This is a genomic window from Pseudoalteromonas sp. ATL1 (genome assembly GCF_058933015.1).
Genome location: NZ_JBZYXL010000001.1, coordinates 1836602 through 1853067, shown reverse-complemented (window position 1 = coordinate 1853067; position 16466 = coordinate 1836602). Strand labels below are relative to the sequence as shown.

Below are 16466 nucleotides of genomic sequence, written 5' to 3'. Positions count from 1 at the left end.
TGGGTCACATCAAAGTGCGCTATTTTGTTTCAATTGCGCAATAAATTCGGGCACCTGTGCATCGCTGATTGGTGGGCTGAAAAAATACCCCTGTACGATAAAACAGTTATTTCGTTGTAGAAAATCGATTTGCTCTTGTGTTTCCACCCCTTCAGCTATTACTTGCAGCTTTAACTTTTGTGCCATAGCAATAATCGCAGCGGTGATCTCCATATCATTCGAATCATCAGGAATATCCTGAACAAAAGAACGATCCACTTTGAGCATATCAACTGGAAAACGTTTCAAGTAACTTAAGGATGAATAACCGGTTCCAAAGTCGTCAATTGATAGAGCAATACCTAAGGCTTTGATTTGATGTAATTGCGCAATAGCAGCTTCTACATTACCCATGAGCATGCTTTCGGTGAGCTCTAAATGCAGTAACTCTGGTGGCATCTGGGTTCTATTGAGGACTTCCGATAACGTAGATATTAAGCTGTCGTCTTTAAATTGACGTGCTGAGAGATTAATGGAGACATTGGCAGCTTCACCTTGCTGCTGCATCTGCATTGAAAAACGGCAAGCTTCTTCAATCACCCACTCGCCCAACTCAACGATCAATCCAGTGGTTTCTGCAATATGAATAAACTTATCCGGTGGAATAAAGCCTTTCTCTGGGTGATACCAACGGATGAGCGCTTCGTAACCTATCACTTCCATTGTTCGAATATCAACTTGGGGCTGGTAATGAAGTTTAAACTGCTGCTCTTTTATCGCTAATCGCAGTTCATTTTCAATATAGAGTCGCTCGTTTGCGGCTTCGTTCAGTTCCTGTGAGTAAAAATGGAAAGTATTGCGTCCCTTGGCCTTCGCTTCGTACATCGCCAGATCGGCGTGTTTGAGTAATTGTTCTTCCTCTTGGCTGTCAAAAGGTGCCATCGTAATCCCGATACTCGCACTGACTATGACTTCATTGTTGCCGAGCATGATCGGTTTGTTGATGGTTTTTTGGATCATGTGCGCAACTTCCATGGCATTATCTTTGCTATCAATACCGCTCAATAGCACCGCAAATTCATCACCACCTAATCGTGCTATGGTATCTTCCGCTCTTAATCTATTTTTTAATCTCTCTGCAACCTCTGTCAGTAAATTATCTCCGGCATCGTGCCCCAAGGTATCGTTAATGCGTTTAAACTCATCTAAGTCAAAATAGAACAAAGCAAAAGCATAATGGCCTCGCCCTGCAAGAGCCATGGATTTACGCAGTTGCATTCTAAAAAACGTGCGATTGGCTAAGCCCGTCAAGGTATCAAAGTAGGCCAGCTCTTCCATTTTCTTCTGGCTTTCTTTCACAAATGAAATATCCTGCGCGGAGGCAACGTAACTTGATATGCGTCCGTCTTGCTCTCTAATAGGTGAAATACTCAAACTCACCCAAATAGGATCAGGCCCTTGGCCTGCCAGTAGCGTATCTCCACGCCAATAATTGCGGCTTCTCAAATCAATATCAATGTCATCAATCAAGATGGCCATATCGCTGGAAATAATGCTAAGTAGTGGCGCACCGATAAAATGCTGCGCATCAAACTGCGTCATTTCAACCATCTTGGGGTTTACATAGTCAATTTCAAAATCACCATTTGTAATAGCAACAGCGGTGCCTGAAAAAGATACAGCCTTCGAAAGACGGTTTGCTTGTTTTTCTGCCTTTTCTTTTTCCACAATGCGCTGTTTAAGGCCTTCAACAAGCGTTTTAATTTCACGGCTCATCTTATTGAAAGCTTCATTAAGTAAACCAATTTCATCATTGCTACTGGGTAACAGAGGTGTCTTCCATTGCCCTTTCCCAAAGCCGCTAACCGCCCCGACTAAGGCATTAATCCGAGACAATACTAATTGATATAAAACTTGATGAAGCAGTAAAGCGACAAATGCGGCATACAAAATAAATAAGCCAAAAAATTTCAGTTTTAGGGCCTTAAGTGATGACAGGCTCGTATCCCTTTTTTTGTATGTGCCTATGTACCAACCTAATTTTTTAAGTGCTGTAATATTGATAATATGATGGTGGCCACCGCGCACAAATTCGCCTTGATATTGGTTTAATTTCGCACTCAAAACCGGCGTGATCACCCCTTCTAAGTCGCTTAAAATATCGAGATGAGGTTTTTCTTGGTGTGTTCGTAAATTATCAATATTTAAATTAGGCGCTGAGATCACTCTGCCCTGCGCATCAAATATGATGATCCCTTGTTCATCATTGGAAATCGGTAACTGAGCGATCATTTTTGCAATTTCAACATCAGTGCCAGTAAAACCGACATATTCGTTATCAAAATACATGGGCACATAAACGCTTATCACCCATTTATTCCAGATACCATCAAAATGCACAGGAGACCATAGAGCCTCTCTGGTTGGGTTTAGCTCTTCCCTAAGTAATGGCAATGCATGCGCGGCAAACATTGCATTGTTAGATTGGCTATTGATCAAGGCATTGGGTGGTGCGACGCGGATAAAATTATCAGAGGTCACCACATAAAAGTTAAAGAAGTCTTGTAACGTAACTGGCGCAAGTACATTCCACAGTGATTCTGAGTTTGCGAATAGTTGTTTATGAACGGCACTCAGTTCATCGGTTGCCATGTAGGCTGCCGATAGTCCATTATTAGCAATACTCGAATAAGCACCATGGTCGAAAGTGATTTCAGAACTTCTCTGCGCTTGGGTATTGTACCCACTGCCAAACAACTCGCGTACAACAATGACATTCGCTTGTTCGGCCAGTTTAGTTTTATGCTCAACATACTGATCAAACTGCTTAACGGCTTGTTCACTGGTTTGTTTTAATGCTTCATACTCGCTATTGAGTAGTTGTCTTTCTTCAGATTTCAACATAAGGGCTGCTGCAAATATACCTGCGATCACGCAAACCGCCGAGATAAGAACGGACAACTTAACACTCAGAGAGTGAATTCCAAATCGTGAAGGGGGTCGGCGGTTGACCAAAACTAAGCCCTTATATTAGTTTATTATTTTTGTATACTTAGGATGGCGAATATAACAGAAACTTAACCTATACGCCAAGCTCACATTGTTGCCTAAACCGTAAAACACGCCCATTAAACTATTCCGCGCAAAGTTATGCTTGAATTTAAGAAATAAAGTATGCTACTAATGTAGTCAAGTAATACTACAAACTTACATCATTATGAATTTATCTGTTACTCGCATTTATGGTTTTTTCTTTTTTAGCTTCTTTAGATGAGGAGGCTTAACTGTTTGCGCGTAACACCAAATAGATAAGCCTCCCAACTGGGAGGCTTTTTTTTTGCCAATGGGAATGAGGACCTATGACTGAAACCGCTTTAGATGCTTTGAGAAAAGACATTAGTGAAATTGACTCTGATTTAATGGTGCTGTTAGCAAAGCGCCGTCGAATTAGCCACAGCGTATTGGAATATAAAATTGCCAATAACAAACCTATTCGTGATGAAGAGCGTGAACAAGCGCTGCTAGAAAAACTGATCCGTTATGGCAAATCACTTGGCCTAGATGCTTTTTACGTCAATAACGTCTTTCAAACTATATTGGAAGATTCAGTGTTAAACCAACAGGCACTGTTACAAAAAAGCCTTAACCCAGAGGCCGTTGGTGATACACACCGCGTTGCATATTTAGGGGGGCCGGGCTCTTACAGTCAACTTGCTTGTCACAAATACTTCAGTCGCCGACCTGGTCAAGTGATTGAAATGGGCTGTCAAAGTTTTGAGCAAATCACCGAGCAAGTTGAAAAAGGCCAAGCTGACTATGGTGTACTCCCCATTGAAAATACCAGTTCTGGCAGTATCAACGAGGTATTTGACTTACTGCAGCATGCGCAAGTGTCAATTATTGGTGAAGTCACCCACACCGTTGATCATTGCTTACTCGCACAACCTGATACACAGCTCATGGATATCAAAAAAATCTATGCACACCATCAACCATTTGCACAATGTAGTAAGTTCATTCAGGGACTGGATAACGTGTTACACGAAACCTGTGATTCGACTTCGAGTGCGTTACAGCAAGCATTGAACACGCCAGCAAGCGCAGCCATTGGCTCTGCACAGGCTGGTAAAGAGCTAGGTTTAGAAGTCGTAAAAACGGGTCTTGCGAATCAGGCTGAGAACCACAGCCGTTTCATCATTGTTGCGCGTAAAGCACTTCAAGTCTCAACACAGATCCCCACCAAAACTAGCTTGATCATGGCCACCAAACAACAGGTGGGCTCTTTGGCAGATGCATTAATGGTGTTTAAACAGCACAACATCAATATGGTGAAATTGGAATCTCGCCCAGTGCCTGGCAATCCATGGGAAGAAGTATTTTATGTTGACCTAATTGCCAACCTAGCCTCTGCTGAAGTCCAAAAAGCACTTGAAGCGCTAAAAGATCACACTCAGTATGTGCGTGTACTTGGTTGCTATCAAAGTGAGTCGATGAAGGCGGTTGAGGTACTATAATATTGAACAGGCAAGTTGAGGTATGACCTTAACTTGCCCATCTTAGTCGCTTAATCCAACACCTTGGCGTCATTGGCTTTATTTAATAAGCCACGACTTTGCGATAAGAAATGTTTAGCGCTATCGGAGAAGTAGTGCTTAGCTTGTGAAAACGCCTCAATCAAACCATCTTTATCTGCGTTCTGCAGTTTTTCGATGGTTGCCGCAAAGGTTTCCTGATAACTCGCTAACAACCCTTCCACATCATCAAACTGCGCGAGCATAATGTCTGAATATAACTCGGGTGACTGTGCGAATAACCTACCAACCATCATAAGCTCAAGTTGATAAATGGGTGACGAACAGCTGCGCAATTCATCCAACGTATGGCACTGCTTTGACAAAAACTGCCCATAAACAAACGTGGTTAAATGGCGCATAACCTGAATAATTTGCATTGCTTGGTCATGTTTTTTGGCATCGATCTCTACCAATTGACTCCCCCAAATGACCAACTGCTTGAGCAATCCCTCACAGGCTTCATGATTTCTTCCAGCACACACAACCACGGTTTGCTTCACCCAGTGGGATATGTCTGGGCCAAACATGGGGTGCAAACCAACGACTGGACCACAGTGCTTTGCTAGAAGCACTTTGAGTGGACGCTGTTTAACAGAGGTAATATCAGCCAGAACGCAGTCCTCTGGCAGTGGCGGTAAATCGTTCACGACCTGTTCGAGGGCATTGATCGGCACACTAATGAGCACTAATTTAGCATCTTGTAATAACTGCTCTGCGCGGTCCGCATCTTCTCGATCTATGATCCTGACTTCATAGCCAGAACGTAAAAACTGTTTAGCAAAAAGCTGACCCATTGCACCTTTACCACCCACAATCACAACTGGGGATAATTCAGGTGCGGCACAAGCCAATTTACCTTGCTGGTTTTCGTACGCTTCTCGCATCATACGGCGCAAGATGTCTTCTACCAAGTCGGGGTTTACATTAAGATTTTGCGCTTGCTCGCGTCTTGAGGCTATGAGTGCAGCTTCTCTATCGGGTGCATGTAAAGGCGCGCCCGTCTGCTGCTTGATAATTCCGATTTGTTCGGTCAGCGCACTGCGTTTGGCAAGTAGGTTAACTAATTCTGCATCGCATTGATCGATACCACTTCTCAATTCATTTAAATCCATCAGGCTCGCCATTACTGTAAATTCAGGTTTACATCAGTAAATAATTTAATACAGCCAGTCTATCAAGTTCCTACTGTGGAGAAAAGTGAAAGAAATATATATGTTAGTCAAAAAGTGTAGGACGCCAAACCAAAACAGGCCACTCAATGAGTGGCCTGTTTTTTTAGCGTGGTAAAAGCGCGTATTAGTTAAGTTTCTCTTTAATACGTGCTGATTTACCTGAACGCTCGCGCAAGTAGTAAAGCTTAGCACGACGAACTGCACCGCGACGCTTAACTTCAATGCTGCTAATTAGAGGGCTGTGCGTTTGGAATACACGCTCAACACCTTCACCGCTCGAGATTTTACGAACTGTGAAAGCTGAGTGTAGACCACGGTTACGCTTAGCGATTACAACACCTTCAAAGGCCTGTAGACGCTCTTTTTCACCTTCTTTTACACGAACCTGAACAACAACTGTGTCACCAGCGCCGAATGCAGGTACGTCTTGCTTAAGCTGTTCAGCTTCAAGCTCTTTAATAATATTTTGGTTTACTTTTGCCATTTTATTTCTCACATTCCTAGGTGTAACTGTCTTCTAGCCACAAGCTTTTTGGTACTCGTGCTGAAATTCAGCGAGTAGTGTCGCTTGCTCCTCAGTCAGAGCTAGGTTACGCAACAAGTCTGGACGTCGTAACCAAGTTCTGCCTAACGACTGCTTTGTGCGCCATTTGGCTATCTCTTGGTGGTTTCCACTGAGTAATACAGCAGGTACCTGTTTGCCATCCAATGTTTCTGGCCGAGTATAGTGAGGGCAATCTAACAAGCCATCCGAAAATGAGTCTTGCTCCGCAGATTGATTATGACCTAACACCCCTGGCACTAATCGCGCTACTGCATCAATTAATGTCATGGCTGGTAGTTCACCACCACTGAGGATAAAATCACCGATGGACCATTCTTCATCTACATGAGACTCGATGATCCGCTCGTCTATACCTTCGTAGCGACCAGCTACTAAAATCAATTTTTCTGACTTGGCCAATTCGGCCGCGCCTTGTTGATCTAGTTTTCGCCCTTGAGGGGACATATAAATTACTTTAGCGTCTTCACCTGCCGCCGCTTTGGCTGCAAGTATTGCCTGCTGTAATGGTTCAACCATCATCAACATGCCAGGACCACCACCGTAAGGTCTGTCATCCACAGTTCTATGCTTATCAGTGGCATAGTCTCGTGGATTCCAACAGTTAAAATCGATTAAACCGTTTTTAACCGCGCGGCCTGTAACGCCTTGTTGGGTTATTGCATCAAACATCTCGGGAAAGAGTGAAATCACTCCAACCCACAATGGTTTTTGCTGGCTCATTAAAAGCTTGGATCCCAATCAACAATAATTTGTTTGTCTTCGTGTTTTACTTCTTTAATAACTGAATCAGTTAAAAAAGGAATCAAACGCTCAGATTGGCCAAATGCATCTTTTTTGTTTGCTTTCACAACCAAAACATCATTTGACCCAGTCTCCATCAAGTCATCAACTTGTCCCAAGTCATAACCTTTGTCGGTTACAACAGACATGCCGATGAGATCTCGCCAATAGAACTCCCCTTCAGGAAGCTCTGGCAGTTGCGCAGAATCTACAGAAATTTCCGCATTGGTAAAAGCCATTGCTTGATCTCTGTCGTTTACTTGCGCGAACTTGGCGATAAAGCCCTTGTTGTGGCGACGCCAGTCGCTTACTTCAAGGGTTTGCCATTTACCTTGTTGCCCTATCAACCATGGGCTGAAATCGAAGATCCCTTGGGGATCATCAGTAAATGAATGCACCTTAAGCCAGCCCTTAATACCATAAGGGGCACCAAGCTTACCTACTACAATAATCGAGGTGTTTTCTTGACTCATGGTTACACTTACGCCTATTAAGCCGCTTTACGAGCGTCTTTAACTAACTTAGCTACGCGATCTGTTAGAGATGCGCCTTGACCTACCCAGTGTTCAACACGAGCTAGATCTAAACGGATTTTCTCTTCTTGACCCTGAGCGATTGGGTTAAAGAAACCTACTTTCTCGATGAAACGACCGTCACGCGAGAAACGGCTATCCGCAACCACAATTTGATAGAAAGGACGCTTTTTAGCGCCACCACGTTGCAAACGAATAGTTACCATACCGTCCTCTGAATAGATTGACTGTTTTCATTAATAAGATTTACTTCCCACTATTGGGAAGCTGGGGAATTGTACGAGTTTTTTTCAACAATGCAAGTAAGAATTGAGTTTTCTCGTCTTGTCACTTGAATTCGGCGCATATTAACGATGATTCGTTCATATATCGTGTACAAAACGCCTGCGCCGAGCATTTATGCGTGAAGCGCTTCTTTAAAAGCGCTTCACTATGATACTACAGAGTGTATTTAATGTTTAACGCGAAGTGGCGACCAGGCTGCGTAAACTGGCTTAAATTGGCCTCTACGCTTTGTCCAGCCACATTGTTATATTGTAAGTACTGCTTATCCAATAAGTTGAATACCCCGCCATTAAGCTGCCAGTTACCAAGTTTATATTGTGCAAATAAATCAACAGTACTCCAACCGCTGGTTTTCACGTTGCTCTCATCCGGCACCTTATCCATTTTTTGTGTCGCTTTTAAAGCCGCTGTAAGCGACAGGTCACCTAACTCGTATCTTGCTTTAACATAGCCGTTTAATGGATTGATCGACTCTAAGTAAGTATTGCTCTGCTTATCTTTACCATGCAAGTAGGTAATGCCGCCATCAATCGCAAACTGATCATTCACCCATAGAGTGTAAGTCGCCTCTGCTCCTTCTATTTCTACATCTGACAGGTTGTGATACTGGTAAAAAGCTTTATTCACCCCAGGGATCCGTGTGGCTTCACTTCGCACTAATTTCGACGCAATAAAACCATCAAACTGGGTGTTAAACGTGGTGAGGACAAACTGGTGATTATCAAAGTCACCTCGAATTCCCAACTCAACACCTTTACTATATTCAGGGTCTAAGTTTTCGTTCGGCAGTATTTGATAGAACGGTTCAACGCCATGGCTTTGATATGCCTGATCATGAGGTGGGATCTTAAACCCTTCAGCATATTGCGCATACACACGTAAATTATCAGTGAATGAATACACCAGACCAACTTTTGGCGAGAACGCAGTTTCATCAATGTCTTTAAACGCCACATTATATAAGTCACTTTGTTTCGCTTGCATATCATAGCTATCCCAGCGCAGTGCCACCTGTAGGTCTAGCGTATCTTTAAGTAACGCCATATTGTTTTGCACAAATACGCCTAGCATGTCGGTGTCGGCACCAGGAAATGCTTTTTGCGCTTCATCAGCAAACATGACTTGCCCCGTCACATCAAAACGAGACTTGATGCGCGGTCGAGTGGTGTCGTATCGTTCAAAGTCAAAACCATAAACCAATTGATGTGCAACACTACCGGTTGTGAGTTTTTTATCTAGCACCAGTTTGGTACCCAATATTTGCTGCTCAAAGCGATAGTCGTTGTGATCGACATAAGGACCTGAACGACCGTTACCTGAGCGAATTTGTGCACTCTTTTGCTCAAAGTCTGTCAAGTAGACTTGTGCACTTAAATTGTCGTACAAAGTAGTTGCGTTGCTCGTGTTATAAGCCAAAGAAAATGACACATTGCGGTTCTCATCTAGCGTTTCATGGCTACCAATCGTGATCTGTTGTTCTGTTTCTTGTTCAAAGAAATCTACCGTGGCTAATAATGAGTTTGAGTCATTCAAATCATGTTGTGATTTTAATACTACGGCATTTGAGTGGTAATCCAGCTCAGGTAAGGTTTCATCATAGTTTTGTGTTTCTTTGCCATCACGACGTGTCAGTTGCACAGAGATGGCGTTTTCGCTAAAGCGCTGAGCAAATACCCCTGATAGTGATGTTTCGTCGCTTAAACCGTTAAACCCGGCCTGCACGCTGGCGTATTGATTGGCGCGCTTAAGATAGTCTGTGGGTGTTTTGGTGGTGATCACCACGATGCCACCCAGCGCATCAGAGCCATAAAGCGACGATGCAGCCCCCTTAGCGACTTCGATTTGGCGCACCCCATCAACATCAAGGTAGCCACGACCGATCAATAGTCCTTGTCCACCTTCATATGCATCGTTCATTCGACGACCATCTTTAACATAAACAACACGGTTACCGCCCATGCCACGAATGTTTAACGCCTGCGCTTGGCCTGCGTTACCCGTCGCACTGACACCGGTTTGATAACGAAACGCAGTGTTTAAATCTAGCGCTAGTTCATCTTCAAGATCTTGCTCAGTGACCACATTCACACTGCCAGCAACATCACCCAGCGCCTGCTCGATACGAGAACCGGTGACAACGATCACATCTTTGTTTTTCTCAAACTCTTCAGCCTGCACCTGAGTTGCTCCAGAGCAAGCCGCTAAAATACCCAAAGAAATTGCCGTGTGTCTTATTACCATTTTTTATACCTCAAAAAGGGAGAGCGTGATTTTTTGTGCACTATAAAATCACCTGACCCCAATTGCAAATGAAAATAGTTCGCATTTTTATATTTATGTAGATTTACCCTTTTCGGTTCGGTATTATTCGTCTACTTAACGCATATCTGACAGGTGCTTTGCTCAATCGCCAAGCATCTAGAGAAACTTCTGTGAAAAAATGAGAGACAGCATGAAACTACGTTTATATTTGCTAATCGCCTTACTTGCTCAGAGCTTTGCAGCTCAGGCACAAAGAATTGTGATCGCTGGTGGTACATTAACTGATATTGTGTTTGCTATTGGCGCAGGTGATCAGGTTGTCGCAATCGACACCTCCAGCACATCGCCAAATGACGCACAGCATCTACCTAAAGTGGGCTACTACCGTGATTTGGCTGCGGAGGGCGTATTGTCTCAATCACCTACGCTGATCTTAACACTCGAAGGCAGTGGTCGCCCGGAAGTACTGACTCAGCTAAGAAGTACCGGAGTTCAAGTCAACCACTACCCTAAACCCACGCAAGTGAAAGAGCTGTTTGCTCTCATTGAAAGATTAGGTAGTGACTTGGATAAACAACACAATGCACGTGCACTCATTCGTCAACTACAGCAACAACTCCCTGATAAAAACGCGCCCGTAAAACATAAAGCCATGTTTGTTCTCTCGGCAAGCGAGCGTGGTATTTTGGTCGCAGGAAGTGATACCGTGCCCGATATTCTGTTTCAATATACTGGCGTAGAAAATCTTGCCACTGAAAGCGGTTTTAAACCTTACAATACTGAGTCTATGGTGGCAGCAAACCCAGACTTTATCGTAGCACCAAGTCATACGGTGTATTCACTTGGCGGCAAAGATGCTTTTTGTAAACTGCCCTCACTTGCACTTGTGCCGGCGGCTCAAACATGTCGAGTTTTAGTAATGGACTCTTTAATTTCCATCGGTATGACCTCTCGCTTACCTGAAGCAATCGCCCAGCTTGGGGCTTATCAACAAGAGATGTTATGAACACCTTAGTATCACCATTTATGAATAGCGAGCGTCACATTCAATGGTATTGGATCTGCAGTGCCCTGTTGGGGCTACTTGCGTGGTTATCGCTCAGCAGTGGTGCCATAGGGTGGGATTGGAAAATGCCTATTGTTTGGATGCTACCTGACTCTATGACTCAAGACGTGCAACCGCTGCACCTAACAGTAATGACGCAAATTCGCTTACCCAGGTTAGTGCTGGCAATTTTAGTGGGAGCGGTGCTCGCAAGTGCTGGTGCGGCAACGCAGGCTTTATGCCGAAATCCTTTGGCCGACCCAAGCTTAATGGGCGTCACAGGTGGCGCTGCCGTTGGTGCTGTGTCAGTTATCGCACTTTCAGCACAAGTGAGCTTTATCCACGAAGCCATGGTAGCGCCCGCTGCATTTATTGGCGCTTTTGCGGTGACTGGACTGATTTACAAAATTTCCAACAGCCATGGGCAAATTCAAATTACGACCTTATTACTTGCTGGCGTCGCAATTAACGCCATGGCCATGGCAGTGATTGGGTTGTTTAGTTTCTTTGCTGATGATAGCGCTTTGCGGTTAATGACTTATTGGCAAATGGGCTCTATGGGTGGCGCTAGCTGGTCAACATTACAATATGGCGCACCATTGATATTAGTAAGTATTTACGCACTGTTCATTCGCCGTAAAAAAATCAACGCCTTGATGCTGGGTGAACTGGAAGCGCGCCATTTGGGTGTGAACGTAAAACGTTTAAAGTCAGAAATCGTATTTATTGTGGCATTAGGTGTGGGTGGTGCCGTTGCCATGTCTGGTATGATTGGCTTTGTTGGCCTACTCGTCCCCCATATTGCACGGTTATTAGTAGGGCCAGACTTAAGACGTATGCTACCACTGAGCATGTTATTAGGCTGCTTAGTTATCCTACTTGCTGACTGGATCTCGCGCTTAATTGTTGCGCCATCGGAGCTACCTATTGGTATTGTGACCGCATTGTTTGGCAGTCCATTTTTTGTTTACCAGCTATTAAAACAAAAGCGAGGTTTGCATGCTTAAGTGTGAAAACTTGTCTATTCAACGTGGCAGCAAAGCAATCTTAAGTCATGTTCACTTTAGTGCAAATCAGGGTGAACTAGTTGTGTTATTGGGTGAAAATGGCGCTGGAAAGTCAACGTTACTCAGTGCAATCTGTGGCGATATTCCATTTACTGGAAACATCAAGCTCAATGATCAGCCCATGCAAAGCATGGATGAACACACACTCGCCACGAAACGAGCCGTGCTTTTGCAAAACAATCGGGTAAACTTTTCATTTAGCACCAATGAGCTGATCGCGATGGGCCGCTATCCTTATCACGAACCTATCGCTGAACAGTCACGAGTGGTTGAGCAATTGATTGCACAACTTAACCTAGAAAAGCTTGCACATCGTGATGTCACTAGGCTTTCTGGTGGTGAATTTCAGCGCATACAATTTGCCCGCTGTATGGCTCAGCTAGATGCGCACAAACCAAGTACACAAGGCAAGTTAATGCTACTGGATGAACCCACATCAGCCCTTGATATGCATCACCAACACCTTACTTTAAGCAAGGCGAAGGCATTTGCACAGCAAGGCAATACGGTCATTGCGGTGTTACATGATTTAAACCTGACCTCTTTATATGCTGACCGTGTGTTACTGCTCAGCCAAGGGCAACTGAGCCATGACGGTTCACCCCAAGAGGTGCTACAACCTTCGGTATTACAACCGATTTATAGAACAACGATACAAATAACTACGCATCCAACTTATCAAATACCTATGATATTTTCAGAACCACAACGAGGAGTTACCCATGCGTGAACAAGCTGCTTTTGAAGCACGAACTTTAGTCAGACAATCCAATGTTTGCGTTATTTCAACCATATCCAAAAATTTAGCTGGTTACCCTTTTGGTTCCGTTTCCCCTTTTATGAGCGACAATGAAGGACGTTTAGTTTTTTATATCGCCGGTATAGCGCAGCACTCTCGCAACTTGTCTGAAGACAGTAAAATGTGTGCCACCGTATTTGATGCCGCCGAGCAAGGCGATCAAAATGCCCATGCCCGTGTAACGGTAGTAGGCGATGCAGCTCCTGTTCCAGAGGAAGAGCATGAAGCTTTACTTGAACGTTATGAGCGCCAATACCCCGAAGCTGTTAGCTATCGTCAAGCGCACGACTTCCAGCTATGGCGCATGGAAGTAAAGCGTGTGCGTTATATTGGTGGCTTTGGGCATATTTTCTGGATTGAAAAAGACGAATGGCGCCAAACGCAACCACAATGGGATCTGAATGATGAAGCCCATATGGTTAACCACATGAACGACGACCACAGTAACGCAAACCGCCTAATCTTAAAACTCACTCATGGCATTGAAGCAGACAAGGTTGAAATGACGACCATCGTCAGCGATGGCTGTTACTTGCGTGCTAACGAAAAAAACTACTATGTGCAATTCGAAAAGTTGTGTTTGGATAGCACCTGTGTACGTAAAGAGTTGGTGAGATTAACTAAAGCGGCCAGAGAACAACTCGCTGAGGAAAGTGAAGTAACTACAGAGTAATGCAACCTCAGCTTTAGTAAATTTTAAAGATAAAGCCCGAGCAAATAAACTTGGGTTTTACCTCTTCTTAAGCAATTATGACAACAGCAGCTTACACACCTCATTGCAGTGATAGACTCTGTGCAAAGTTACTTTCCTGTTCATTAAAAAACATAGATTACTTACATCCCTACCACCCATTTTTAAACTTTCCCGTGTAGACTACCCTTCTGATTTATAACGATTCGGTGAGCGATGAAACGTACTCTCTTTACTCTTATTTTCACTGCAACATTATTAAATTTGGGCTGCCATAGCCTTCACAACACCCCAGTGAACTTGCCCCCAAAGACAAACCAACCATCAGAATTGCCACATTTAATGTCAGCATGGAAGCAACCAACTATATCACTGAGCAACACTTAGATGCATCAGGCAATGCTTTAACAAAAGCCTGAATGGGTGGTCAGTTTGAACAAATTAATAATATTGCACAGATCATCCAGCGCACGCGCCCAGATGTGATTTTGCTCAATGAATTTGATTACATCACCAACCCAGAATATGGGATCAACTTATTTCAAAAACTGTATTTAGAAAAGTCACAAAAGGGATATGACCCAATCTCGTATCCTTATGTTTATTAGGCCCCCGTAAACACGGGCGTAAAAACGCCCTTTTCAGACAAAGACGCGCGCTTGACACTCTTTGGCTTTGGCCATTACGCCGGACAATACGGCATGGTTTTGCTATCGAAGTTCCCCATCGATAAACAAAACATACGTACATTTCAACACTTTTTATGGCAAGACATGCCTAATCACTTAATGCCTGTAGAACCGGATGGAGATAGCTGGTACGCGGCGCATGAACGCAAAATCATGCGATTGTCTTCAAAGTCTCACTGGGATGTAGCAATTCAAGTATGTGGCCAATCCATCAATATACTGGCCAGTCACCCAACGCCGCCTGTATTTGATGGACCTGAAGATAGAAATGGTCGCAGACAGAAGCGCTTCTTCTGATCATCGATTAGTGTGGGTAGATATTGAGCTGCCAATGAATGCGCCACAATGCGAATAACCACCAAAAGGATTAATGCGGCGCGGTAGCTTGTCGCTATCGCGCTAGTTTATGCGCTAAAAAATCATAAACAGCTCTAATACGCCTGTTGCTGCGTAGCTCGCGATGGGCAACCAGCCACTGTTCACCAACTAAAGCGGAAGGAGCTTCAGAAGCTGAGAGTTCGACATTGTCTTTAATAGGATCAGATTGCCCTAACGCTGCGAGCGAAAATAAATTGGCAGCTTCGCTCATCGCTTCTACATGTTCAACTCATTTCAACCCAATTGCTGTTAAGCTTAACCCTCTCCCACCCTGTCAAACGATTTAGCGAGCTGCGGGTTGATATACCCCACCTTTGGCAAGATAACGCTGTGACCCTTTTTGCATATGCGTTTCATCATATGTAAAAGTTTGCCTAGCATAACCGCTCCAAGCGTCGTTAACTAAAGTGTCATGTTCATCAGTATTACGCATTTCAATTAACAAGCCGTGCATATTGTAGATAAAGTGAACTTTAGCTACGCCGTCGATGTTGCGCGTTAAATGATTATTTTTGTCATAGTACTCGTGGCGCAATAGCGTTAACCCAGTGGGGTCCCACACTGACACTCGTTTATGATAACCGTACTTCCCGTTAATAGGCTGGCCTTGTGCATCCGTAAACCAACGCTTAGTTAAATTGCCATACTGATCATATTGCGCGTGCCAATGTACCGCCCCCGAATCATGTATTGCAGGTTGCCCGTTAACGCCAAAAAACGTAATTTGGGTCCAAGTGTTATTATCAAACGTATAGTGTTCACCCGCTGTTCCTGTTGGACCTTGCGTGGCCTTTCCTTGTGTATCCAGCACCTCCCAGCGCTCAAATCCCTGACGAGCGTTATAAAAGTAACGATATTGCGCAGCCCCAGAGGCCGATGCTAACAAGTTGTGCTGCTCATCCACGTTCTGCATTAAGCGTAAACTTCCCCGTTCATCAAAAAGCAATCTAATACGCTTAAATTCAAAGCCAGGCCGATGAGGTTTAAGCTCGCCAGATTGGCTTACTCGGGTTTCAACAACACTGCCGTCACCAGGATGCGACCAATGGTAAGCCGCCACCCCCCAGCTGTTTTCAATAGCCTCATTGTCTTTATTAAAGAACTTAAGGCTCAGATAGCGTCCTTTGCCATCTTTTTGATAACGCTTTTCCCACACATCGCCCCATACCGTGACTTGGTTGCCAAACGAATCAAAAAAGCGATGTATTTCAAAGCTATCCTGATAAGAAATTCGAGTGTGAACCGCGTGCACATACAAAGATGGAATGCTTTTATAATGCTTACCCAGCTTAGTTTTGATTTCGACCAAACGATTGAATCTATCATAACCTGCCTGAATATGAATACGCTTTTGTGCATCTGCTTCGCTAAGCGGTGTCGTGCCAATGAAAGGCTGATAAGGCGATTCCCAAAAATGAAAATCAGCATAATACTCAGTGCGATAAGGCTGCGACCAAACATCCGCGCTCAACGTTAAAAAAAGCCAAAAAATGATTCGAAACATGTAAATACTCCGGGTTAAATAGTGCCCTTAACGTAACGCTCTCAAAGAAAGAGGCACAGTCATTTGCGAAATTCGGTCGCCCTTTTGCGGTTTTCGGTTTTTAACCTAAGGCCCTGCGCGCTATGATGCCGTCAGGCCAAGAT

General features: G+C 44.0%; 16 protein-coding genes. 7 read left to right on the top strand and 9 right to left on the bottom strand.

The window, feature by feature from the left end; translation table 11 throughout:
* Positions 1 to 9: 9 nt before the first annotated feature.
* On the bottom strand, positions 10 to 2994 hold the full coding sequence (locus AC5FX4_RS08305) for an EAL domain-containing protein (protein WP_493605969.1): 2985 nt from the start codon (positions 2992 to 2994) through the stop codon (positions 10 to 12).
* A 344-nt stretch (positions 2995 to 3338) separates the two neighbouring features.
* Between AC5FX4_RS08305 and AC5FX4_RS08300 the strand changes: the two genes are divergently transcribed.
* Positions 3339 to 4493 carry a chorismate mutase gene (locus AC5FX4_RS08300; protein WP_493605968.1) on the top strand — a complete coding sequence of 385 codons (1155 nt, stop codon included), beginning with the start codon at positions 3339 to 3341 and terminating at the stop codon, positions 4491 to 4493.
* 50 nt (positions 4494 to 4543) lie between these two features.
* Here the strand turns inward: AC5FX4_RS08300 and tyrA are convergent, their stop codons facing one another.
* From tyrA to AC5FX4_RS08270, 6 genes are all read right to left on the bottom strand, one after another.
* Positions 4544 to 5677, bottom strand: coding sequence for a bifunctional chorismate mutase/prephenate dehydrogenase (gene tyrA / locus AC5FX4_RS08295; protein ID WP_493605967.1), 1134 nt, complete (start codon positions 5675 to 5677; stop codon positions 4544 to 4546).
* Positions 5678 to 5849: 172 nt separating this feature from the next.
* Positions 5850 to 6209, bottom strand: a complete 360-nt coding sequence (gene rplS, locus AC5FX4_RS08290; protein WP_493605966.1) for a 50S ribosomal protein L19 — start codon at positions 6207 to 6209, stop codon at positions 5850 to 5852.
* Between the two features lie 33 nt (positions 6210 to 6242).
* On the bottom strand, positions 6243 to 7010 hold the full coding sequence (gene trmD, locus AC5FX4_RS08285) for a tRNA (guanosine(37)-N1)-methyltransferase TrmD (protein WP_493605965.1): 768 nt from the start codon (positions 7008 to 7010) through the stop codon (positions 6243 to 6245).
* On the bottom strand, positions 7010 to 7543 hold the full coding sequence (gene rimM / locus AC5FX4_RS08280; RefSeq protein WP_493605964.1) for a ribosome maturation factor RimM: 534 nt from the start codon (positions 7541 to 7543) through the stop codon (positions 7010 to 7012). Before rimM ends, trmD begins: the two co-directional genes overlap by 1 nt.
* 17 nt (positions 7544 to 7560) lie before the next feature.
* Positions 7561 to 7809: a 30S ribosomal protein S16 gene (gene rpsP, locus AC5FX4_RS08275; protein WP_010362251.1), complete on the bottom strand. Its 249-nt coding sequence runs from the start codon at positions 7807 to 7809 to the stop codon at positions 7561 to 7563.
* 232 nt (positions 7810 to 8041) lie between these two features.
* Positions 8042 to 10129, bottom strand: coding sequence for a TonB-dependent hemoglobin/transferrin/lactoferrin family receptor (locus AC5FX4_RS08270; RefSeq protein ID WP_493605963.1), 2088 nt, complete (start codon positions 10127 to 10129; stop codon positions 8042 to 8044).
* A gap of 211 nt (positions 10130 to 10340) precedes the next feature.
* Between AC5FX4_RS08270 and AC5FX4_RS08265 the strand changes: the two genes are divergently transcribed.
* The 6 genes from AC5FX4_RS08265 (at position 10341) to AC5FX4_RS08240 (ending at position 14738) form a co-directional block, all read left to right on the top strand.
* Positions 10341 to 11156, top strand: a complete 816-nt coding sequence (locus AC5FX4_RS08265) for a heme/hemin ABC transporter substrate-binding protein (protein WP_493605962.1) — start codon at positions 10341 to 10343, stop codon at positions 11154 to 11156.
* The gene (locus AC5FX4_RS08260) at positions 11153 to 12202 is read left to right on the top strand and encodes a FecCD family ABC transporter permease (protein WP_493605961.1); all 1050 of its coding nucleotides are present in this window, start codon (positions 11153 to 11155) and stop codon (positions 12200 to 12202) included. Before AC5FX4_RS08265 ends, AC5FX4_RS08260 begins: the two co-directional genes overlap by 4 nt.
* Positions 12195 to 12992 (top strand): heme ABC transporter ATP-binding protein, encoded by a 798-nt coding sequence (locus AC5FX4_RS08255; RefSeq protein ID WP_493605960.1) that lies wholly within the window; start codon positions 12195 to 12197, stop codon positions 12990 to 12992. Before AC5FX4_RS08260 ends, AC5FX4_RS08255 begins: the two co-directional genes overlap by 8 nt.
* Positions 12985 to 13734: a HugZ family pyridoxamine 5'-phosphate oxidase gene (locus AC5FX4_RS08250; RefSeq protein WP_493605959.1), complete on the top strand. Its 750-nt coding sequence runs from the start codon at positions 12985 to 12987 to the stop codon at positions 13732 to 13734. The genes AC5FX4_RS08255 and AC5FX4_RS08250 overlap by 8 nt, the downstream gene beginning before the upstream one ends.
* 437 nt (positions 13735 to 14171) lie before the next feature.
* On the top strand, positions 14172 to 14360 hold the full coding sequence (locus AC5FX4_RS08245; protein ID WP_493605958.1) for an endonuclease/exonuclease/phosphatase family protein: 189 nt from the start codon (positions 14172 to 14174) through the stop codon (positions 14358 to 14360).
* Between the two features lie 51 nt (positions 14361 to 14411).
* Positions 14412 to 14738, top strand: coding sequence for an endonuclease/exonuclease/phosphatase family protein (locus AC5FX4_RS08240; RefSeq protein ID WP_493605957.1), 327 nt, complete (start codon positions 14412 to 14414; stop codon positions 14736 to 14738).
* 94 nt (positions 14739 to 14832) lie between these two features.
* On the opposite strand, the gene AC5FX4_RS08235 is transcribed toward AC5FX4_RS08240, so the two are convergent.
* Both AC5FX4_RS08235 and AC5FX4_RS08230 read right to left on the bottom strand, forming a co-directional pair.
* Positions 14833 to 15030 (bottom strand): hypothetical protein, encoded by a 198-nt coding sequence (locus tag AC5FX4_RS08235; RefSeq protein ID WP_493605956.1) that lies wholly within the window; start codon positions 15028 to 15030, stop codon positions 14833 to 14835.
* Positions 15031 to 15102: 72 nt separating this feature from the next.
* A complete protein-coding gene (locus AC5FX4_RS08230) occupies positions 15103 to 16323 on the bottom strand; it encodes a hypothetical protein (protein ID WP_493605955.1) in 1221 nt (406 codons plus the stop codon).
* Between the last annotated feature and the right edge of the window lie 143 nt (positions 16324 to 16466).